Below are 19,682 nucleotides of genomic sequence, written 5' to 3' on the forward strand. Positions count from 1 at the left end.
GGTTCAGGCGGGCGTGCGGTTGCGCGGCCCCTGCGCGCGGGACGCGAAATATCCGGTGATCGTGGCCGCCACCTGCAGGAACTTCAGCCGGGTCGCGGCAGCCATCTCCCCGGTGACGTCGATGACGCCGCCGGGTCGCAAGTGGGGATCGAACGGCACCTCGACCACCGGTTGCCCGTGGTCGACGAACTCGCGGGCCAACAGCGAGCGGGTGCGCTTGTCGGCATGGCCGTCCGAGTCATTCAGTACCACGACACTGCGTTGCAGCAGATCGCCGAGGTCGTGGTCCGACAGCCACTCGACCGTCTTGGCCGCGGCCGCGGCGCCGTCCGCCCATGGCGAGGACACCACGATCAGGGCGTCCAGATCGCGCAGCACCTCGCGCGTCACCGCGGCATCCATCGTCGACCCGCAGTCGATGACCGAGATCGCGAAATGCCGATCCAGCCGCAACGCCGCTTCCCGGTAGATCGCGGGGTCCAGGACCCGGCGCGGACCGGTCAGCGGTTCGCCGCCCAGCACGTAGAGCCCGGTTGCATTCCTGCCCACCCGCGACGTCACGTCGGCGAACGACTGCAAGTTCTTGTCGGCGGTCAGCTCCCAGAACGAACCGGTGGTGCGCGGGTCGATCCTGCTGCTGAGCCGGCCGAAGGCGGTGTCGGCGTCGATCGCGACGATGCGGTCCTGCTGGCGCAGCTCGGCCAGGATCGAGCCGACGCTGGCGGCCACCGACGTCTTGCCGACGCCGCCCTTGCCGAGCACACCCACCTTGTGGTTGCCGTGCAGGGCGGTCCGGACGGTCGCCTCGAATTGCGCGGCGTCGCGCTGCGCCGCCGACGGGCCGGGGTTGACCAGTCCGAACGTTGCCGCACGGACCATGCGCCGCCAGCCCCGCTCGGCGGGCTGGGCCGGGGTGCGGGTGGCCGGGCCGGTCGCCGCGCCCGGCCAGGGACCCGGTGGTGGCGGACCCTCGGGACGCCGGGGTGGCGCGATCGGTGGGAAGGGCGGTGGCGGTTGGCGCGGCACGTCACGGTGCGGTGCCGGCGGCGGTGCGGGCCGCACCGGTTGCTGGGGCGGCACGGGTTTGTGCGATGGCGGAGGCGGCTTGTCTGAACTAGGAGGTGGTGGTGCCGGGCTGCCCGCGGTCGGAAGTGGTGTCGACGGCGGCTGGTCCGCAGTCGGGGGTGGTGGTGGCGGTTTGTTCGGAGTCGGAGGTTGTGCTGGCGGCGGCTTATCCGCACTCGGGGGTGGCGGCGGCGGTTTGTTCGGAGTCGGAGGTTGTGCTGGCGGCGGTTTGACCGGCGGCGGGGACGGTGGGGGAGGCTGCGACGGCTGCGGTGCCCGCTCGGCGGGAGCGGCGGGCGGTCTGGGACGCAAGACCTGCTGCTCGGACCGCATTCGGTTCCGCAGAAACTCTTGGGGCTCGTTCATGGGCTCCTCGGGTGCACAGGCTGGTCAGCCAACGCCGGATGCTGACGTCCAGTATCGGTCACCGACCGGTCCGCGCCAGCCGCGTTCCAACCGCGCAAACTCTGCCGAGAAGCCGACCCAGCACCGGCACCGTTCCACCCGAGGGTCCCCCTGCCGATTGCGCGGACATTGCTGCCACGCCTTATCGCGCGTCATGTTGCCGGTGTGACGGGCTCCCCAGACCCGCAACACCGAGGCGCGGCCACCCCATCGGCCCTCGTAGCAAACTTTACGGCGTAGGGCGCAGACACCGGCATCACAATGCGATTCTCACCACAGTGCTGCCCCATCGCCCGTGGTCGCAGGCCAGGCCGCAATCCTGTCGATCGCTGGTAACAGCGAATTTACGGAGCTGCCAGCAGAAAGGTTAGTATTGGTAAGTTGGCATGTCAGGCGGGTTTTGTCATATCGTTTTACGACTTGTCGAAATAGGTACGGGGCTACCGTTCAACGCTGCACGGACGAATCCCTGACCTGATTATCTCCGCTTGGCGGACAGCCTGTCGATGAGACCGAGGGGGTTCAGCCCGCAACCTCCGGATGCGGTCCCTTCGATCCGGAAAGTCGATTCGCAAAGCGGCCGTGCAGAAAGTCTGCTGAAGGGTTAGGTGGGAATGACGCCCAAGCGCGTCGGGCTGTATAACCCCGCATACGAACACGATTCATGCGGTGTGGCCATGGTCGTCGACATGCACGGCCGGCGGAGCCGCGACATCGTGGACAAGGCCATCACCGCACTGCTCAACCTCGAGCACCGCGGTGCCGCCGGCGCCGAACCGCGCAGTGGTGACGGTGCCGGGATCCTGATTCAGGTCCCGGATGCCTTCCTGCGCGAGGTCGTGGAGTTCGAGCTGCCCGAAGCGGGCAGCTACGCCACCGGCATCGCCTTCCTGCCGCAGTCGGCCAAGGACGCCGCCGCGGCGTGCGCCGCGGTGGAGAAGATCGCGGAATCCGAGGGTTTGCAGGTGCTCGGCTGGCGCAACGTGCCCACCGACGATTCCTCGCTCGGCGCGCTGTCGCGTGACGCCATGCCCACCTTCCGGCAGGTCTTCATGGCCGGTGCCTCCGGGATGGCGCTGGAACGCCGCGCGTACATCGTCCGCAAGCGGGCCGAGCACGAACTCGGTACCAAGGGCCCGGGCCAGGACGGTCCGGGTCGCGAGACGGTGTACTTCCCGAGCTTGTCCGGGCAGACGTTCGTCTACAAGGGGATGCTGACCACCCCGCAGCTCAAGGCCTTTTACCTGGATCTGCAGGACAGCCGGATCACCAGCGCACTGGGCATCGTGCACTCCCGGTTCTCGACGAACACATTCCCGTCCTGGCCGCTGGCGCACCCCTTCCGGCGCGTCGCGCACAACGGTGAGATCAACACCGTCACCGGCAACGAGAACTGGATGCGCGCCCGGGAGGCGCTGATCGAGACCGACATCTTCGGGTCGCAGGACGACGTGCAGAAGTTGTTCCCGATCTGTACGCCGGGGGCATCGGACACCGCGCGGTTCGACGAGGTGGTCGAGTTGCTGCACCTGGGCGGACGCAGTCTGGCCCACGCGGTGCTGATGATGATCCCCGAGGCGTGGGAACGCCACGAGTCGATGGACCCGGCGCGCCGGGCGTTTTACCAGTACCACGCGGCATTGATGGAGCCGTGGGACGGACCTGCGTCCATCACGTTCACCGACGGCACCATCGTGGGCGCGGTGCTGGACCGCAACGGACTGCGGCCCTCCCGGATCTGGGTGACCGAAGACGGCCTGGTGGTGATGGCGTCGGAGGCCGGCGTACTCGACCTCGACCCCTCCACCGTGGTCCAGCGGATGCGGCTGCAGCCGGGCCGGATGTTCCTGGTGGACACCACCCAGGGCCGCATCGTCTCCGACGAGGAGATCAAAGCGGAGCTGGCCGCCGAGCACCCGTACCAGGAGTGGCTCGACAACGGCCTGGTTCCGCTGGAGAAGCTGCCGGCCAACAAGTACGTGCGCATGCCGCACCACCGGCTGGTCGTGCGGCAACAGACGTTCGGCTACACCTACGAAGAACTCAACCTGCTGGTGGCCCCGATGGCCCGTACCGGTGCCGAGCCGCTCGGGTCGATGGGCACCGACACCCCGATCGCGGTGCTGTCGAAGCGTCCGAGGATGCTGTTCGACTACTTCCACCAGCTGTTCGCTCAGGTGACCAACCCGCCGCTGGACGCTATCCGCGAAGAGGTGGTGACCAGCCTGCAAGGCACGACGGGTGGGGAGCGCGACCTGCTCAACCCGGACGAGACGTCCTGCCACCAGATCTCGCTGCCGTCGCCGATCCTGCGCAACTACGAGCTGGCCAAGCTGATCAACCTCAACCCCGAGGACGAGGTCAACGGGCGGCCGCATGGCTTGCGTTCCAAGGTGATTCACTGCCTGTACCCGGTTGCCGAGGGGGGCGCCGGGCTGGCGGCCGCGCTGGACGACGTGCGGGCACAGGCATCGGCGGCGATCGCCGACGGTGCCCGGCTGATCATCCTGTCCGACCGCAACTCCGACGAGACGATGGCGCCTATCCCGTCGCTGCTGGCGGTCGGGGGAGTGCACCACCACCTGGTGCGCGACCGCACCCGCACGCACGTGGGCCTGGTCGTCGAGGCAGGCGACGCCCGCGAGGTGCACCACATGGCCATGCTGGTCGGGTGCGGCGCGGCCGCGATCAACCCGTACCTGGTGTTCGAGTCGATCGAGGACATGCTCGACCGCGGCGTCATCGACGGCATCGAACGCAGTAAAGCGCTCAACAACTACGTCAAGGCCGCGGGCAAGGGCGTGCTGAAGGTGATGTCCAAGATGGGCATCTCGACGCTGGCCTCCTACACCGGCGCGCAGCTCTTCCAGGCCGTGGGCGTCTCCGAGGACGTGCTCGACGAGTACTTCACCGGATTGGCCTGTCCCACCGGCGGTATCACGCTGGATGACATCGCCGCCGACGTCGCGGCCCGGCACTCGCTGGCCTACCTCGACCGGCCGGACGAGCGGGCGCACCGCGAACTCGAGGTGGGCGGGGAGTACCAGTGGCGCCGCGAGGGCGAGTACCACCTGTTCAACCCGCAGACCGTCTTCAAGCTGCAGCACTCCACCCGCACGGGTCAGTACAAGATCTTCAAGGAGTACACCCGGCTGGTCGACGACCAGAGCGAGCGGATGGCGTCGCTGCGCGGCCTGCTCAAATTCCGTGCCGACCTGCGTCCGCCGGTGCCGATCGAAGAGGTCGAGCCGGCCAGTGAGATCGTCAAGCGTTTCTCCACGGGCGCGATGAGCTACGGCTCCATCTCGGCGGAAGCTCACGAGACGCTGGCCATCGCGATGAACCGGCTGGGCGCCCGGTCGAACAGCGGCGAGGGCGGCGAGGACGTCAAGCGTTTCGACGCCGACCCCAATGGGGACTGGCGGCGCAGCGCGATCAAGCAGGTGGCCTCCGGCCGGTTCGGGGTCACCTCGCACTACCTGACCAACTGCACCGACATCCAGATCAAGATGGCGCAGGGCGCCAAACCTGGTGAGGGCGGCCAGCTTCCGGGTCACAAGGTGTATCCGTGGGTGGCGTCGGTGCGGCACTCCACGCCCGGCGTCGGGCTCATCTCCCCGCCGCCCCACCACGACATCTACTCGATCGAGGATCTCGCGCAGCTGATCCACGACCTGAAGAACGCGAACCCGTCCGCGCGGGTGCACGTGAAGCTGGTGTCGGAGAACGGGGTGGGGACGGTTGCGGCCGGCGTTTCGAAGGCGCACGCCGACGTGGTGCTGATCTCCGGACACGACGGCGGCACCGGAGCGACGCCGCTGACGTCGATGAAGCACGCGGGCGCGCCGTGGGAGCTGGGGCTGGCGGAAACGCAGCAGACCCTGTTGCTCAACGGGTTACGCGACCGGATCGTGGTGCAGGTCGACGGCCAGCTCAAGACCGGCCGTGACGTGATGATCGCGACGCTGCTCGGCGCCGAGGAATTCGGTTTCGCCACTGCACCTCTGGTGGTCGCCGGCTGCATCATGATGCGGGTCTGCCACCTGGACACCTGCCCCGTCGGGGTGGCCACCCAGAACCCGTTGCTGCGCGAACGCTTCACCGGCAAGCCGGAATTCGTCGAGAACTTCTTCATGTTCATCGCCGAAGAAATGCGGGAGTATATGGCGCAGTTGGGCTTCCGGACCGTCAACGAGGCGGTGGGCCAGGCAGGAGCGCTGGACACCACCCTGGCCCGTGCGCACTGGAAGGCGCACCGCCTGGACCTGGCGCCGGTGCTGCACGAACCGGAGTCGGCGTTCATGAACCAGGACCTGTACTGCAGTTCGCGGCAGGACCACGGCCTGGACAAGGCGCTCGATCAGCAGTTGATCGTGATGAGCCGCGAGGCGCTGGACTCCCAAAAGCCGGTGCGGTTCTCGACCACGATCAGCAACGTCAACCGCACCGTCGGCACCATGCTCGGTCACGAGGTCACCAAAGCCTATGGCGGACAAGGGTTGCCGGACGGAACCATCGACATCACCTTCGAGGGGTCGGCGGGCAACAGCTTCGGGGCCTTCGTCCCCAAGGGCATCACCCTGCGTATCTACGGGGACGCCAACGACTACGTCGGCAAGGGCCTATCCGGCGGCCGGATCGTGGTACGGCCTGCGGACAATGCGCCGGAAGGCTATGTCGCCGAGGACAACATCATCGGCGGCAACGTGATCCTGTTCGGCGCCACCAGCGGTGAGGTGTATCTGCGTGGCGTGGTCGGCGAGCGGTTCGCGGTGCGCAACTCCGGAGCACACGCCGTCGTCGAGGGAGTCGGCGACCACGGTTGCGAGTACATGACCGGTGGCCGGGTCGTCATCCTGGGCAGTACCGGGCGCAACTTCGCCGCCGGTATGTCCGGTGGGGTGGCCTACGTCTACGACCCCGACGAACAACTGCCGAACAACCTCAACATCGAAATGGTCGACGCTGAGGCTCTGGACTCCGACGACGCGGAGTTCCTGCACGGCATCATTACGGCGCACGTCGACGCCACCGATTCTGCTGTCGGCCAACGTATTCTGGGCGACTGGCGTAACCAGCAGCGGCACTTCGTGAAGGTGATGCCGCGTGACTACAAGAAGGTGCTGCAAGCGATCGCTGATGCCGAACGCGATGGCACCGATGTCGACAAGGCGATTATGGCGGCGGCACATGGCTGATCCAACGGGCTTTCTCAAGTACACCCACCGGGAGCTGCCCCAGCGGCGGCCGGTTCCGTTGCGACTCAAGGACTGGAAAGAGGTCTACGAGGAGTTCGAGACCGAGAGCCTGCGCGAGCAGGCGACCCGCTGCATGGACTGCGGAATCCCGTTCTGCCACAACGGGTGTCCGCTGGGCAACCTGATCCCGGAGTGGAACGACCTGGTGCGCCGGGGCCGCTTCCGCGACGCGATTGAGCGGCTGCACGCGACGAACAACTTCCCCGACTTCACCGGTCGGCTGTGTCCGGCGCCGTGCGAGCCGGCGTGTGTGCTGGGCATCAACCAGGATCCGGTGACGATCAAGCAGATCGAACTCGAGATCATCGACAAGGCCTTCGACGAAGGCTGGGTGGAGCCGGTACTTCCGCACTGCGACACCGGAAAGACGGTGGCCGTGGTGGGCTCCGGCCCGGCCGGATTGGCCGCCGCGCAGCAGCTCACCCGCGCCGGACACAAGGTCACCGTCTTCGAGCGCGAGGACCGAATCGGCGGACTGCTGCGGTACGGCATTCCCGAGTTCAAGATGGAGAAGCGGGTGCTGGACCGCCGGCTGGCGCAGATGTCTGCCGAAGGCACCCAGTTCCGGGCCGGCGTCAACGTCGGTGAGGACATCACCGCCGAGCAGCTGCTGGCCGATTTCGATGCCATCGTGCTCGCCGGTGGGGCCACCGCGTGGCGCGACCTGCCGATCCCGGGCCGCGACCTCGACGGCATCCACCAGGCGATGGAGTACCTGCCGTGGGGCAACCGCGTCCAGGAGGGTGACGACGTGCTGGGGCCGGACGGCGAGCCTCCAATCACCGCCAAGGGCAAGAAGGTGGTGATCATCGGCGGCGGCGACACCGGAGCGGACTGCCTGGGCACCGCGCACCGACAGGGTGCGGCCCGGATCCACCAGTTCGAGATCATGCCGCGCCCGCCGGAGACCCGCGCCGCGTCCACACCGTGGCCGACCTACCCCCTCATGTACCGGATCGCCTCGGCCCACGAGGAGGGTGGCGAGCGGGTGTTCTCGGTGAACACCGAGGAGTTCCTCGGCGAGGACGGGCATGTCACCGCGCTCAAGGTGCACGAAGTGGCGATGCAGGACGGGAAGTTCGTCAAGGTCGAAGGCACGGACTTCGAGCTGGACGCCGACCTGGTGTTGTTGGCCATGGGGTTTGTCGGTCCGGAGAAGCCCGGTCTGCTGACCGAGCTCGGGGTGAAGTTCACCGAGCGGGGCAACGTCGCGCGTGGGGATGACTACGAGACGTCGGTCCCCGGTGTGTTCGTCGCCGGCGACATGGGCCGAGGCCAGTCGCTGATCGTCTGGGCGATTGCTGAAGGCCGGTCGGCGGCCGCGGCGGTGGACCGCCATCTGATGGGTGCCAGCGCACTTCCGGCGCCGATCAAGCCCACCGCAGCGCCGTTGACGTAATCACATCAGTCACACCTGAAACATTTGATAAATGTTCGGCGTGCCGTCGAACGTTTGCCAGCGCACGGGTGTCTAATAACTGTTTGTGCGCTCCATCACATAAAGGCAAGCTCGGGCCGCCCAGGAGCCACGGTCGCGTCAATCGATCGCAGGAGTTACCACCGTGCACATGAACCCAGTTCCACGGACAAAAATGGGTCGAATCGCCTGGTCACTGGTTCGCCACCCGGTTAAGAGCCGTGAGTTTCCGGCGAAGCACGAGCGTCTGGTAACGGCCGAAGAGCTTCTGCGCTTCGCCATATAACCCCCTGGGTCAGCTGGCGGGGGCGCGAGGCCGGTCCTGGGTGGGTTTGCTCGCGCTAGCTCAGCAAACCTGAATCCCGGATCGCCTCGGCCAGCGGCTGCAGAACGGCGGGCTCGTGTGGCGGGGCGATGTAGACGATGCCGAGGTCCAGTCCTTCGGCACCCAGTGCAGCCGCAGTTTCCAGGACTTGCCCGTAGTTGCGGTCGGGGCCCAGGCCGAGATGGGCGGACAGCGTGATTTCCTTCGGGTCCCGCCCGATGTCTTGGCAGCGCGCTGCCAGCACGTCGCGCTTGCGCGCAAACTCCTCGGGCGTCCCGCCGGCGAAATTCCAGTGCTGGGCGTACCGCGCGGTGATCGGCAGGGTCCGCTTTTCTCCGCTGCCCCCGATGGCGATCGGCGGATGCGGACGTTGCGGCCCCTTCGGCTCGTTGCGGGCGTCTTTGAGTTGGTAGTAAGTGCCGTCGAACGTGGTGGTCTCGTCGCTGAGCAATCCGATCAGCACCTGGCAGGCCTCCTCGAACCGATCGAAGCGCTCCTTGACGCTGCCGAGTTCGATGCCGTACGCGCCGGATTCCTCCTCGTTCCAGCCCGCGCCGATGCCCAGCTCGAGGCGGCCGCCCGAGATGATGTCCAGCGTGGCGGCCATGTTGGCCAGCACCGCCGGGTGGCGGTAGTGAATGCCGGTGACCAGGGTGCCCAGCCGCAGCCGTTTGGTGGCCTGGGCCAGCGCGGTCAGGGTCGTCCACCCTTCCAGGCAGGGGCCGGTGGAGTCGGAGAAGATCGGGTAGAAGTGGTCGAAAGTCCAGCCCGATTCGAATACGTCGATGTCGTCGGCGGCCTGCCAGACAGCCAACATATCGGGCCAGGTGGTGTTCTGTGGTGAGGTCTTGAATGCAAATCGCATGATCTCGACACTAGACTCGGTCAGACGATGGTTCTCGGACTCGACACCAAACTCACCCTGCTCGCAACGGGATTTATCTTTCTGCTCGCGCTGGCCCTCGGCGTATGGAAGTACCGCCAGATCATGGTCGCCGAAGATCACCGTGCCCACGTCTATGTCGACATCGCCCACCGGGCGGCGCTCTTGTATGCGTTCGCCACCTTGTTGTTCGCGCCGTTCGTCGAACTCAGTGCGTGGCCGGCGTGGGTGAATCTGACGGCGACGGGCGTGGCGGTGTTGTTCTTTGTCGGCGCGATCGTGAGTTACATCGTGCACGGCGCGCGGCGTGACACCGAGAACCAATTCGACCCGCCGGTGCGGGGGACCGGCGTCATGATGGCCCTGCTGATCGTCGGTGAAATGGGCGGTTTCGGGGTGGTATTCGCCGGGTTCATCGCCGGGCAGCTGCTCTGATGGATCCGGTTCTCGCGCTGCGCCAGATCGCGTACTACAAGGATCGCGACCGCCAGGATTCCCGGCGGGTCATGGCCTATCGCAATGCCGCCGACATCCTCGAGCGGCTGGACGAAGCCGCCCTGGAGCGGCACGGCCAGGCCAACAGCTGGCAGTCGATCCCCGGCATCGGGCCCAAGACCGCGAAGGTCATCGCGCAAGCCTGGGCCGGCCAGGAACCCGACCAGTTGGTCGAATTACGTTCGACGGCAAAGGATCTTGGTGGCGCCGAGGTTCGCGCGGCGCTGCGTGGAGATCTGCACCTGCACTCCAACTGGTCCGATGGTTCTGCGCCGATCGAGGAGATGATGGCGACCGCAGCCGCCCTCGGGCATGAGTACTGCGCGCTGACCGACCACTCGCCGCGGCTGACGATCGCCAACGGGCTGTCACCGGAGCGGTTGCGCAAGCAGCTCGACGTGATCGACGAGTTGCGGGAGAAGTTCGGGCCGCTACGCATTCTCACCGGGATCGAGGTCGACATCCTCGAGGACGGCACTCTGGATCAGGAACCCGAGCTCCTCGACCGCCTGGACATCGTGGTGGCCAGCGTGCACTCGAAGCTGTCGATGGAGCCCGCGGCAATGACGCGGCGGATGGTGCGCGCCGTCTCCGACGGTCACGCCGATGTGCTGGGACACTGCACGGGCCGCCTGGTTTCCGGCGGCCGGGGTATCCGGGCGGAGTCGAAGTTCGACGCCGAGAAGGTTTTCACCGCCTGCCGCGACCACGGCACCGCGGTCGAGATCAATTCCCGTCCCGAGCGCCGAGACCCGCCGACGCGATTGCTCAATCTGGCGCGCGACATCGGTTGCGTCTTCAGCATCGACACCGACGCCCACGCGCCGGGGCAGCTGGATTTCCTCGGCTACGGCGCGCAGCGGGCGCTGGATGCGGAGGTTCCTATCGATCGCATCATCAACACGTGGTCCGTCGACAAGCTGCTGGACTGGTCAGTCCGGTAGGTGCGGCACCTCCAGCCCCGGGTCGCGTCCGACCAGCACGGCGCGCGTGAGTGCAGACTTGCCGTAACGGCGGTGCACCTGGTCGATCGCTTCATCCACCGCCGGCGAGTCTCCGTCGAATGGCAGTGCCAACTGATGCGCTCCGCTGCGGTCGATGCCCGAGACTGCGAACCCCACCAGCGTCAGGCCGCGTTCGGCGATTAACGGCGCCGCCGACGCCACCAGCCGGCGGGCAGTGGCCAGGATGGGGGCCGTCGCCGAGGTGGCCCACGGCATCGTCTGCGACCGGGTTGCCCGGCTGAAGTCTTCGAATCGCAACCGCAACACCACTGTGCGTCCGGTGCGGCCGGCGGCGCGCATCCGCCCGGTGATCCGATCGATCAGGTTGACCACCACCGCGTCGACCTCGGCGGGTGACATGGTGGTGCCGGCGCGGCCCAGTGCGCGCTGCGCCCCCACCGAGCGGCGCCGCACCCCGGTGGTCACCCGGCGGCGGTCGATGTTGCGCGACAACGCATATAGCTGGCGACCCATCGCCGGGCCGACCATGGAGGCCAGCATCGATTCACCGAGTTCGGCGACCTGGGCGACCGTGGTGATGCCGTGGGTGTGCAGCTTCTCGGCGGTCACCGCACCCACCCCCCACAACCGGCGCACCGGCAGCGGGTGCAGAAATTCCAGCTCCCGATCTGGCGGGACCAGTAGCAGACCGTCGGGCTTGGCCTCCTGGCTGGCGACCTTGGCGAGGAACTTGGTGCGGGCGATGCCGACGGTGATGGGCAGCCCGACCCGCGACCGCACATCCTGGCGCAGCCGCGCGCCGATCTCGAGCGGCGTGCCCGACACCCGGCGCAAACCGGCGACGTCGAGAAACGCCTCGTCCACCGACAGCGGCTCGACCTGCGGTGTGCAGTCGCGAAACACCTCGAAGACGGCGTCGCTGGCTTTCGAGTAGGCGCTCATCCGGGGCGGCACCACCACGGCATGCGGACACAGCCGGCGCGCCTGCGCCCCGCCCATCGCGGTGCGCACCCCGTAGGCCTTGGCCTCGTAGCTGGCCGCCAGCACGACGCCGCCGCCGACGATTACCGGGCGGCCCCGTAAACCGGGGTCGTCCCGCTGTTCGACGGAGGCATAGAACGAGTCCAGGTCCGCATGCAGAATGGACGCCTCACAGCGCACGAACATATGTTCGCATGCGGGTCCGACAGGTCAGCGCTTGTCGCCGTAGATGGCGCTGACCCAGATGTGCACCAGGGTGTCCAGCACGGTGGTCTCCGGCACCGACGGCTCCTCGGCGAGAAACGACGCCGACAACGCACGCTCGTTCATCAGGTTCAGCGCCGTAGCCAGCTCCAGCGCCGGCAGGGTCACCGGCGCGGCACCGCGCTCGCGTTCGGCCTCGATGACGGATGCGGTGTAGGCGATCCATTTCTGCATGAACACCGACCACAAGTCCCGCGCCTCGGCATTGATGGCCCGGACGCCCTGACCGCCCCGGATCACCGCGCGGTGTGCGCCGAAGGTCTCGACGAACACATTGATCCCGGTGCGCCACATGTCGTCGCGGCCGGATTCGGGACGGTCGGCAAGCGCCTGCAGTGCCGTGTCGGCCTCGTTGACCACCCGGTCCAGCAGCGTCAGCAGCACCGCTTCCTTGGACGGGAAATAGAAGTAGAAGGTGGGCCGGGAGATGCCGGCGCCCTTGGCCAGGTCGTCGACGGAGATGTCGGCCAATGGGCGATCTTCCAGCAGCCGTTCGGCGGTCGCCAGGATGGCCAGCTCGCGTTCGTCGCCGGAAGGCCGCGTGCTGCGGCGGCCCCGCGGAAGCGGCGCTTTGCTCGCGCGGGAGGTGGCCACGCAGGCAGCGTACACCGTGTCGAGAGTCTCGACACCTTGTCGACGCCGGTCACGGCAACCCGGCGCGGCCGTCCTCACCCAGCACCGAGCCGCCCGTGCCGCCCGGGCCGGGGGTGCCCGGAGCATTGCCGGCGCCGGAGCTGCCCCCGTTGCCGCCGTCTCCGACGACGACGGCGTTGCCCCCGTCGCCGCCGCTGCCGCCGGTGCCGGTCGCCGGATCGGATTGGCCCCCGTTGCCGCCGTTGCCGCCGCGCAATATAACCCTGCCACTCCGCTTGGAGCTGCATATTCGCAGCTCTCTGGCGGTTTTCATGCAGTCGATCGACATATCGTTGACCGACTCGACACCGCGTTGATAGCGTGGCCGACATGACTGAGCACCTTGACGCTGTCATCGTGGGCGCCGGCATTTCGGGGGTCAGCGCGGCCTGGCATCTGCAGGACCGGTGCCCGACGAAGAGCTACGCCATCCTGGAGAAGCGGGCAGATATGGGTGGCACCTGGGATCTGTTCCGCTACCCCGGGATCCGCTCCGACTCGGACATGTACACGCTGGGCTTCCGCTTTCGCCCGTGGACCGAGCGGCAGGCCATCGCCGACGGCAAGCCGATCTTGGACTACGTCAAGAGCACCGCGGCCATGTACGGCATCGACAAGCACATCCGCTTCCAGCAACGGGTGATCGCCGCCGACTGGTCCAGCGCCGAGAACCAGTGGACCCTGCAGATCGACAGCAACGGCACCCACAGCGAACTCACCTGCTCGTTCCTCTTTCTGTGCAGCGGCTACTACAACTACGAGGAGGGTTACGCTCCCACGTTCGCCGGTGCCGAGGACTTCACCGGCCCGATCATCCATCCGCAGCATTGGCCCGAGGACCTCGATTACCAGGGCAAGAACGTCATCGTGATCGGCAGCGGCGCCACGGCCGTGACTCTGGTTCCAGCACTTGCCAATTCGGGCGCCAAGCACGTCACGATGCTGCAGCGCTCGCCGACCTACATCGTGTCGCAGCCGGAGTCGGACAGCATCGCCGACAAGCTGAACCGCTACTTGCCCGAGAAGGCGGCTTACACCGCGGTCCGGTGGAAGAACGTGGTGCAGCAGGCGGCACTTTACGGTGCCTGCCAGAAGTGGCCGCGGCGGATGCGCAAGATGCTGATGGGGTTGGCGCAGCGCCAGCTGCCCGAGGGTTACGACGTGCGAAAGCATTTCGGGCCGCATTACAGCCCGTGGGACCAGCGGCTGTGCCTGGTGCCCAACGGAGACCTGTTCCGCGCGATCCGCCACGGGAAGGCCGAGGTGGTGACCGACACCATCGAACGGTTCACCCCCAACGGAATCCGGTTGAACTCCGGCACCGAGTTGCAGGCCGACATCATCGTTACCGCAACGGGTTTGAACCTGCAGCTGTTCGGTGGCGCGACCACCAGCATCGACGGCCAGCCGCTGGACCTGACCAAGACCATGGCCTACAAGGGGATGATGCTGTCGGGCATCCCGAACATGGTCTACACCATCGGTTACACCAACGCGTCGTGGACGTTGAAGGCCGACCTGGTTTCCGAATTCGCCTGTCGTCTATTGAATTACATGGATGACAACGGCTACGACACGGTGGTGGTCGACGAGCCGGCCCCCGACGTCGAGGACCGGCCGTTCATGGAGTTCACCCCCGGCTACGTGCTGCGCTCGCTCGACGAGTTGCCGAAGCAGGGTTCGCGGACCCCGTGGCGACTGAATCAGAACTATCTGCGCGACATCCACCTGATCCGGCGCGGCAAGATCGCCGACGAAGGCTTGCGGTTCGCGAAAAAGCCTGCCCCGGTAGCGGTCTAGTCGCGGACTAATCTCCTGCAGCGACGACGACAACGCCGTCGTCGTCGCTGTAGGCCACCTCGCCCGGCGCGAAAGTCACGCCGCCCAAGGTGATTTCGACGTCGCGTTCGCCTGCGCCGGTTTTGGTGCTCTTGCGCGGGTTGGTGCCCAGCGCTTTGATGCCGATGTCGATGCCCCGCAGGGCGGCGGCGTCGCGTACCGCGCCGTTGACGATCAGGCCGGCCCAGCCGTTCGAGCGGGCCAGTTCGGCGATCAGATCCCCAACCAGTGCGGTGTGCAGCGAGCCACCGCCGTCGATCACCAGAACCCCGCCGAAACTGTGCTCCGACAGGATCGATTTGAGCAGCGCGTTGTCCTGGAAGCACCGGACGGTCGTTATCGGACCCGCGAATTCCGTGCGGCCGCCGAACTGGCGGAACTGCAAATCGCAGCTGCGCACGTCGGGTCCGATGTCGTCGACCAGGTCAGCCGTCGGGCGGAAAGTCTCTGCCACGATCAGCGGCGGCGCAGCTGCCGGACCAACAGCAGGGCCAGCAGGCTCAGCGTGATCGCAACCAGCCATGGGCCGGGGGATTGCAGCGGAGACGACTCGGGTGTCTCCCGCGGCAGGGGGTTGGCAGCACTCTCCACCGTCGACTTCGCTTGAGCCGCGGCATCTTTGGCCGCAGCGAGCTGACCGTTGGTTTCTGCGCGCTGCTGGAGGTCGGCGGGCGCCTCGGCGGGCTGCTCCGCCAACTTCGGTGGCTCAGCCTTCTTGGCGGGTATCTTCTTGGCCGTCGCCTTCTTCGCGGGGGCCTTCTTGGCCGGTGCTTTGGCCGCGGCGGCCTTCTTCGCCGGAGCCTTCTTGGCGGGCGCCTTCGCGGCGCTTGCCTTCTTGGCGGGGGCCTTCTTGGCCGGCGGATTCGGTTGCGGCTCGCCGTCCGGTCGATCCTGCGGGTCTGCCATGCGGCCGCTCCTTTGCAGCTTGGTCGTCGCTAAGTGGTCGTGGGACGCTCGGGTCCCATCATGCCAGCACGCGCGCGAGAACTACGGCCTGCGCCGTACGGACCAGATCGCGACGGCGGCGACCGCGGCGATGGCTCCTACCGCGAACGGCCACGTGGGCAGCTCGCCGTTGGGGTCCGCCGGTTTCGCCGAAGGGGCCGATGTGGCGGTGCTGGCCGTCGTCAGCCGCAAGGAGGCGGACCGCGCCAGCACGTGCCTGTCGGCTGACGTCGCCTGACAAGTCACCGGGTAGGACTCAGCCGCCATCGGCGGCTGTGCGGCCACCGGGGCGGCGCCGGCCGTCGTGGCGGCGGTGATGGCCGCGGCGGCCCACAGCACAGCCGGACGTGCCCGGCGCCGATGCGCTGTCATCACACTCCCAGGCGGGCCAGCAGGTCGCCTTCTATCCCGTCCAGTTGGCTCGAGATAGCGGCGTGCGCTGCCCGGCGCCGCTGGGTCGGCATGTTCTCCGCGGCGGTGATGGCCGCGGACAGATCGGCGAGCCGCTCACTGATAGCCCCGACGAACTGCTTGGTTTCCGGATCCTTCGGCTTCTTCTCTTGAACCGCACGCAGCGATTGCTCGGCGCCGGCGACCCGCGCCGACAACCGGGCGCCGTGGCCGGAGAACTGGCCGATCTGCGCAAGCGGAATGCCAAGTTGATCGGCCCGGCGCTGGTCGATGTAGCCGCGGGCGGCGATGGCCGCCCGATAGATCAGCGGCGTCAGCACCGGGGCCAGCAGGCGGGACACAGTCAGCGTGCGACGGATCCGGGTGGGCGATAGCAGCTTGCCTTCGCGCGCCGCTTTGAGCTCGGTCTCGGCGACCTTCAGCGCGACCCGGTCGCTATCCTTCTGCGCCCTGAGTTGCGCGGCGAGCGCCCTGTCGGCCGCCTTTTGGGCGGACTTGATGCGGCGCCGCTCGTTCTTCGCCGACAGGCGGGCCTCCAACTTGGCGCGGGCCTTGATCGCGCGGGCTTCGGCGCGACGGGTCGCACGGCTCTTTCGCTTGCGGAACAGGCCCATTCCCGGCCGCCCTCCCGGTATCTCGTAGCTGACGCGGTGCGTGTGCGAGCGCTGGGCCAACCCTAATCCGAGCAGCGCGCGGCCAGCTCGCCAGGTCAGGTATGAACCGACCGGCCGGTATCAGGCGTCGAGTCCCTCGGCGCGGCGCAGCTCGTCGATCCGGTCCAGCACCTTCTGCTGCGCCTCCGGGGGCAGGCCGTGCGCCCGCGCTGCGATACGGCGCACGCCGTCGTCACGCACGGTTGCGTAGAACTGCAACTCCTTGTCGAGCTTCTCGTAGTAGTCATCGTCGGTGAAGTAGGCGGACTTGATCCGGAAGAAGTTGGCAAGGGCGGCCATGGTTGCTGACGACGGGTTCGTGCGATTGCCGGAACGTAGCTGCGACAGGTAGGGAGCCGACATCGTGACGCCTTCCGCCTTGAGCGCGGCGATCACCTCCGCGGAGGTATGCGGGCCTCGTCCGGGCGGATACACCGTGTCAAACAGTCGGTTCAGGCGGGCAGCGAACGTCGTGCTCATCGATATGACCTCCACCGGGGCTATAAGAGCAAGCGGTATCAATAGGTATTTGCTGATCATGGTAGCGACTGATTTTGTCGACCACCAAGTGCAAACCTGATCGTAACCGGTTGCAGCACGCAGGGCGACCGGGACCGGCACCCCCGACGAGCATCCAAACGAATGCATCTGGTGTCCACCAATTGACCGGATTTCACAGGTTATCCGCAGAATACACCGCGCGCGCCCGCGCCGTGATTCACCGCAGGAGGCGCTGAACGCCGCAGCCGCCGGCGTTCGGGAGGCCTCGGCGGGAAACTCTCGGCAACCAGCAGAAAGCCAAAAAGCGACCACCGGTCACTTTGCTGCTCGGCGCCAATGAGGCATCGTCCACCGGCTATCGGTCCATCTGCAGGCCCGTGTCGGCGGTTTGGCTGAGCAGTCCCGGCGGACCCGCGGCCGGACGGGCGGCGTCGGCTCTCTTCGGATGACGGCCGATGTCGGGTTGCTGGTTTCCGGGGCGCGGACACCTCGCCGCGGATGCGCTGGGGAGTTTGCGCCCGGGCCGCCGTGGGCGCCGTCGCGGCGTCCGCCGACGTTACCCGGGAAGCGGCGGCAAGCAGAGGTGACTGCCCGGCGCAGGGTGACCGGTGGGGGCTACGGGGGACCGATGGTGGGGACCCGCGGCGCGCGGCTGTGCCGCGCTTGCGATCGCCACGGTTTGGATGGTGGCGACCCGCGGCGCGCGGCTGTGCCGCGCTTGCGATCGCCACGGTTTGGATGGTGGCGACCCGCGGCGCGCGGCTGCGCCGCGCTTGCGATCGCCACGGTTTGGATGGTGGCGACCCGCGGCGCGCGGCTGCGCCGCGCTTGCGATCGCCACGGGTCGCATGGAGGCGGGCGGGCCGCCGGGTGGCGAGCCGCCGCTACGCGGCGAGCAGCATCGCCAGAATTGCAGTGTCCGGGTGGCTGATCGGGTCCACGCCGACGCGGCTCACCATCGACGTGATGGTGCCGTCGGCCTCCGCTTCCACCCAGGCCGCCCGGTGCTCAAGACCCAAATAGGGCAGGCCGGGCAGCAGCACACAGCCAGAGGCGGCGCCGGTGCACTCCGGCAACGACGGCGTCGTCTCCGACGGCGGATGCAGCATCAGCAACGCAGGAGGCTGATGGTCGGCGAAATATCCTGGCTGGATGGCCGTTTCGCCGAATACGGTGCCCTCGGCGAGGACCAGGCCGACGGTTCCGGGTTCGGGCTCATCCGGAAGTTCCTCGCGCGCGCCGAACACCGTTGTGGTGGACAGCAATCCGGGCAGTGAGGCGACACGCACGGCCACCATCAACAGTTGCGCCCATTCTTTGGTGGAATCGGGCCAACGCCCGGATATCACAAACCCTTTCAGGGCACCGCGAGCATGAAAGGGGGACACCCCTATAGGCCGGCCAGACCCAGCATCCATATTGCCTCCGTGACGCCTTCATTCGAAGTAACCACGCTGGTAGCTCGAACAAATGGTAGCTCGAATGATCAAGCATGCGCGGGGTTTTGGCGCCGTGCAACTCGACACGGCAGGTCGGCGGCGGTGTTACCGATCAGCAACATGCGAAGCGGTCGTTGTGGCGCCAAAAGACAAGGGCGCCGCGCGATGTCGCGCGACGCCCCGGCCCTGAAGTCAGACGATCAGGGGAAGATCAACCCCGATGTCTTCGACGTGGCGGCCTCGTAGCGGGACTGCACGTCGGCCCAGTTGACCACGTTCCAGAACGCTTTGACGTAGTCCGCCTTGACGTTCTTGTACTGCAGGTAGAAAGCGTGCTCCCACATGTCGACCTGCAGCAGCGGGATCACCCCGAGCGGCACATTGGCCTGCTGGTCGTAGAGCTGGAAGGTCAGCAGCCGGCCACCCAGGGTGTCGTAACCGAGCACGGCCCAGCCCGAGCCCTGCAGGCCGTTGGCAGCCGCACTGAACTGCGCCTGGAACTTGTCGAACGAGCCGAACTGGTCGTCGATCGCGGCGGCCAGGTCGCCCGTGGGCTTGTCGCCGCCGTCCGGCGAGAGGTTCTTCCACCAGATGGAGTGGTTGACGTGACCGCCGAGGTGGAAGGCCAGGTTCTTCTCGTTCAAGAAGATGGCCGAGTGGTCACCCTTGGCGCGCGCCTCTTCGAGCTTGGCGACCGCGTCGTTGACGCCTTTGACGTAGGTGGCGTGGTGCTTGCTGTGGTGGATCTCGTTGATCTGACCAGAGATGTGCGGCTCTAGTGCTGCGTAGTCCCAGTCCAAGTCGGGCAGGGTGTATTCAGCCACGGCTTTCCTTCCTTCGATGAGCGGATCGTCTGACGTGTCATTCGCGGGGTCCCGCCACGCGGCAACCTGGCATCTTCAACCCTGCTCCATGACCGCGCGTGCCGCAAGGACGACCCCCGGGAACCCGCCCCGAATACCCGGTATACGCGGCGATCAAGCTGGGATCAGGACAACGCGATCAGGGCGAGCACAGCCAGCAGCGCGAGCGCGATCAGACCGGCGCGCAGTGCGGCGACTCGGTACGCCTGATTCCAGGCAGGCGACCCCGAGTACGAGTTCGACTGTGTCGAACCCGGACCGAACGAATGTGTGGCCATTAACTGCCTTCCAACTGCACGTCCACCTCGCCGCGCCCAAAGAGTCGAGTGAGGTGAGTCAC

18 protein-coding genes are annotated in these 19,682 nt (G+C 67.1%); 5 read left to right on the forward strand and 13 right to left on the reverse strand.

The window, feature by feature from the left end; genetic code table 11:
* Positions 1-3: 3 nt before the first annotated feature.
* A complete protein-coding gene (locus QXK92_RS26135; RefSeq protein ID WP_371934601.1) occupies positions 4-1,431 on the reverse strand; it encodes a MinD/ParA family protein in 1,428 nt (475 codons plus the stop codon).
* Positions 1,432-2,084: 653 nt separating this feature from the next.
* Between QXK92_RS26135 and gltB the strand changes: the two genes are divergently transcribed.
* Positions 2,085-6,668, forward strand: coding sequence for a glutamate synthase large subunit (gene gltB / locus QXK92_RS26145; RefSeq protein WP_306246632.1), 4,584 nt, complete (start codon positions 2,085-2,087; stop codon positions 6,666-6,668).
* A complete protein-coding gene (locus QXK92_RS26150; protein WP_306246634.1) occupies positions 6,661-8,127 on the forward strand; it encodes a glutamate synthase subunit beta in 1,467 nt (488 codons plus the stop codon). Before gltB ends, QXK92_RS26150 begins: the two co-directional genes overlap by 8 nt.
* A 359-nt stretch (positions 8,128-8,486) precedes the next feature.
* On the opposite strand, the gene QXK92_RS26155 is transcribed toward QXK92_RS26150, so the two are convergent.
* Positions 8,487-9,335: an LLM class F420-dependent oxidoreductase gene (locus QXK92_RS26155; protein WP_306246635.1), complete on the reverse strand. Its 849-nt coding sequence runs from the start codon at positions 9,333-9,335 to the stop codon at positions 8,487-8,489.
* A 27-nt stretch (positions 9,336-9,362) separates the two neighbouring features.
* Here QXK92_RS26155 and QXK92_RS26160 point away from each other — a divergent pair, with 27 nt between their 5' ends.
* Both QXK92_RS26160 and QXK92_RS26165 read left to right on the forward strand, forming a co-directional pair.
* A complete protein-coding gene (locus QXK92_RS26160; RefSeq protein WP_306246637.1) occupies positions 9,363-9,788 on the forward strand; it encodes a hypothetical protein in 426 nt (141 codons plus the stop codon).
* Positions 9,788-10,792 carry a PHP domain-containing protein gene (locus QXK92_RS26165; protein ID WP_306246639.1) on the forward strand — a complete coding sequence of 335 codons (1,005 nt, stop codon included), beginning with the start codon at positions 9,788-9,790 and terminating at the stop codon, positions 10,790-10,792. The genes QXK92_RS26160 and QXK92_RS26165 overlap by 1 nt, the downstream gene beginning before the upstream one ends.
* On the opposite strand, the gene dinB is transcribed toward QXK92_RS26165, so the two are convergent.
* Genes dinB through QXK92_RS26180 form a run of 3 tightly spaced genes read right to left on the reverse strand, consistent with a single transcriptional unit; the run spans position 10,781 to position 12,965 of the window.
* On the reverse strand, positions 10,781-11,980 hold the full coding sequence (gene dinB / locus QXK92_RS26170) for a DNA polymerase IV (RefSeq protein ID WP_306246642.1): 1,200 nt from the start codon (positions 11,978-11,980) through the stop codon (positions 10,781-10,783). The two genes, QXK92_RS26165 and dinB, sit on opposite strands and share 12 nt — an antisense overlap.
* 24 nt (positions 11,981-12,004) lie before the next feature.
* Entirely contained in the window at positions 12,005-12,652 is a 648-nt protein-coding gene (locus tag QXK92_RS26175; protein ID WP_306246644.1) for a TetR/AcrR family transcriptional regulator, read from the reverse strand.
* 49 nt (positions 12,653-12,701) lie between these two features.
* Complete coding sequence (locus QXK92_RS26180) at positions 12,702-12,965, reverse strand: PE-PGRS family protein (protein WP_306246646.1); 264 nt, start codon at positions 12,963-12,965, stop codon at positions 12,702-12,704.
* 56 nt (positions 12,966-13,021) lie between these two features.
* Between QXK92_RS26180 and QXK92_RS26185 the strand changes: the two genes are divergently transcribed.
* Positions 13,022-14,491: an NAD(P)/FAD-dependent oxidoreductase gene (locus tag QXK92_RS26185; protein ID WP_306246648.1), complete on the forward strand. Its 1,470-nt coding sequence runs from the start codon at positions 13,022-13,024 to the stop codon at positions 14,489-14,491.
* A 7-nt stretch (positions 14,492-14,498) separates the two neighbouring features.
* Here QXK92_RS26185 and rraA read toward each other — a convergent pair whose 3' ends face one another.
* From rraA to QXK92_RS26225, 8 genes are all read right to left on the reverse strand, one after another.
* Positions 14,499-14,984 carry a ribonuclease E activity regulator RraA gene (rraA, locus tag QXK92_RS26190; RefSeq protein WP_306246650.1) on the reverse strand — a complete coding sequence of 162 codons (486 nt, stop codon included), beginning with the start codon at positions 14,982-14,984 and terminating at the stop codon, positions 14,499-14,501.
* A 2-nt stretch (positions 14,985-14,986) separates the two neighbouring features.
* Entirely contained in the window at positions 14,987-15,436 is a 450-nt protein-coding gene (locus tag QXK92_RS34160) for a nucleoid-structuring protein H-NS (protein ID WP_371934329.1), read from the reverse strand.
* 81 nt (positions 15,437-15,517) lie between these two features.
* Entirely contained in the window at positions 15,518-15,847 is a 330-nt protein-coding gene (locus tag QXK92_RS26200; protein ID WP_306246652.1) for a hypothetical protein, read from the reverse strand.
* Positions 15,847-16,500 carry a DUF6474 family protein gene (locus tag QXK92_RS26205; protein WP_306246654.1) on the reverse strand — a complete coding sequence of 218 codons (654 nt, stop codon included), beginning with the start codon at positions 16,498-16,500 and terminating at the stop codon, positions 15,847-15,849. Before QXK92_RS26205 ends, QXK92_RS26200 begins: the two co-directional genes overlap by 1 nt.
* Positions 16,501-16,620: 120 nt before the next feature.
* Positions 16,621-17,019, reverse strand: a complete 399-nt coding sequence (locus QXK92_RS26210) for a transcriptional regulator (RefSeq protein ID WP_306246656.1) — start codon at positions 17,017-17,019, stop codon at positions 16,621-16,623.
* Positions 17,020-17,924: 905 nt separating this feature from the next.
* On the reverse strand, positions 17,925-18,458 hold the full coding sequence (locus QXK92_RS26215) for a hypothetical protein (RefSeq protein ID WP_055576933.1): 534 nt from the start codon (positions 18,456-18,458) through the stop codon (positions 17,925-17,927).
* A gap of 221 nt (positions 18,459-18,679) precedes the next feature.
* Positions 18,680-19,303 (reverse strand): superoxide dismutase, encoded by a 624-nt coding sequence (locus tag QXK92_RS26220; protein ID WP_055576932.1) that lies wholly within the window; start codon positions 19,301-19,303, stop codon positions 18,680-18,682.
* 164 nt (positions 19,304-19,467) lie between these two features.
* The gene (locus tag QXK92_RS26225) at positions 19,468-19,620 is read right to left on the reverse strand and encodes a hypothetical protein (protein ID WP_306246658.1); all 153 of its coding nucleotides are present in this window, start codon (positions 19,618-19,620) and stop codon (positions 19,468-19,470) included.
* Between the last annotated feature and the right edge of the window lie 62 nt (positions 19,621-19,682).

This window comes from Mycobacterium sp. TY815 (assembly GCF_030755135.1).
GTDB lineage: Bacteria > Actinomycetota > Actinomycetes > Mycobacteriales > Mycobacteriaceae > Mycobacterium.

Coding starts and splice junctions, on each gene's coding strand:
- QXK92_RS26135 (WP_371934601.1), bottom strand. CDS start 1,431: ATGAACGAGCCCCAAGAGTTTCTGCGGAACCGAATGCGGTCCGAGCAG.
- gltB (WP_306246632.1), top strand. CDS start 2,085: ATGACGCCCAAGCGCGTCGGGCTGTATAACCCCGCATACGAACACGAT.
- QXK92_RS26150 (WP_306246634.1), top strand. CDS start 6,661: ATGGCTGATCCAACGGGCTTTCTCAAGTACACCCACCGGGAGCTGCCC.
- QXK92_RS26155 (WP_306246635.1), bottom strand. CDS start 9,335: ATGCGATTTGCATTCAAGACCTCACCACAGAACACCACCTGGCCCGAT.
- QXK92_RS26160 (WP_306246637.1), top strand. CDS start 9,363: ATGGTTCTCGGACTCGACACCAAACTCACCCTGCTCGCAACGGGATTT.
- QXK92_RS26165 (WP_306246639.1), top strand. CDS start 9,788: ATGGATCCGGTTCTCGCGCTGCGCCAGATCGCGTACTACAAGGATCGC.
- dinB (WP_306246642.1), bottom strand. CDS start 11,980: ATGTTCGTGCGCTGTGAGGCGTCCATTCTGCATGCGGACCTGGACTCG.
- QXK92_RS26180 (WP_306246646.1), bottom strand. CDS start 12,965: ATGAAAACCGCCAGAGAGCTGCGAATATGCAGCTCCAAGCGGAGTGGC.
- QXK92_RS26185 (WP_306246648.1), top strand. CDS start 13,022: ATGACTGAGCACCTTGACGCTGTCATCGTGGGCGCCGGCATTTCGGGG.
- QXK92_RS34160 (WP_371934329.1), bottom strand. CDS start 15,436: ATGGCAGACCCGCAGGATCGACCGGACGGCGAGCCGCAACCGAATCCG.
- QXK92_RS26200 (WP_306246652.1), bottom strand. CDS start 15,847: ATGACAGCGCATCGGCGCCGGGCACGTCCGGCTGTGCTGTGGGCCGCC.
- QXK92_RS26205 (WP_306246654.1), bottom strand. CDS start 16,500: ATGGGCCTGTTCCGCAAGCGAAAGAGCCGTGCGACCCGTCGCGCCGAA.
- QXK92_RS26210 (WP_306246656.1), bottom strand. CDS start 17,019: ATGAGCACGACGTTCGCTGCCCGCCTGAACCGACTGTTTGACACGGTG.
- QXK92_RS26215 (WP_055576933.1), bottom strand. CDS start 18,458: ATGGATGCTGGGTCTGGCCGGCCTATAGGGGTGTCCCCCTTTCATGCT.
- QXK92_RS26225 (WP_306246658.1), bottom strand. CDS start 19,620: ATGGCCACACATTCGTTCGGTCCGGGTTCGACACAGTCGAACTCGTAC.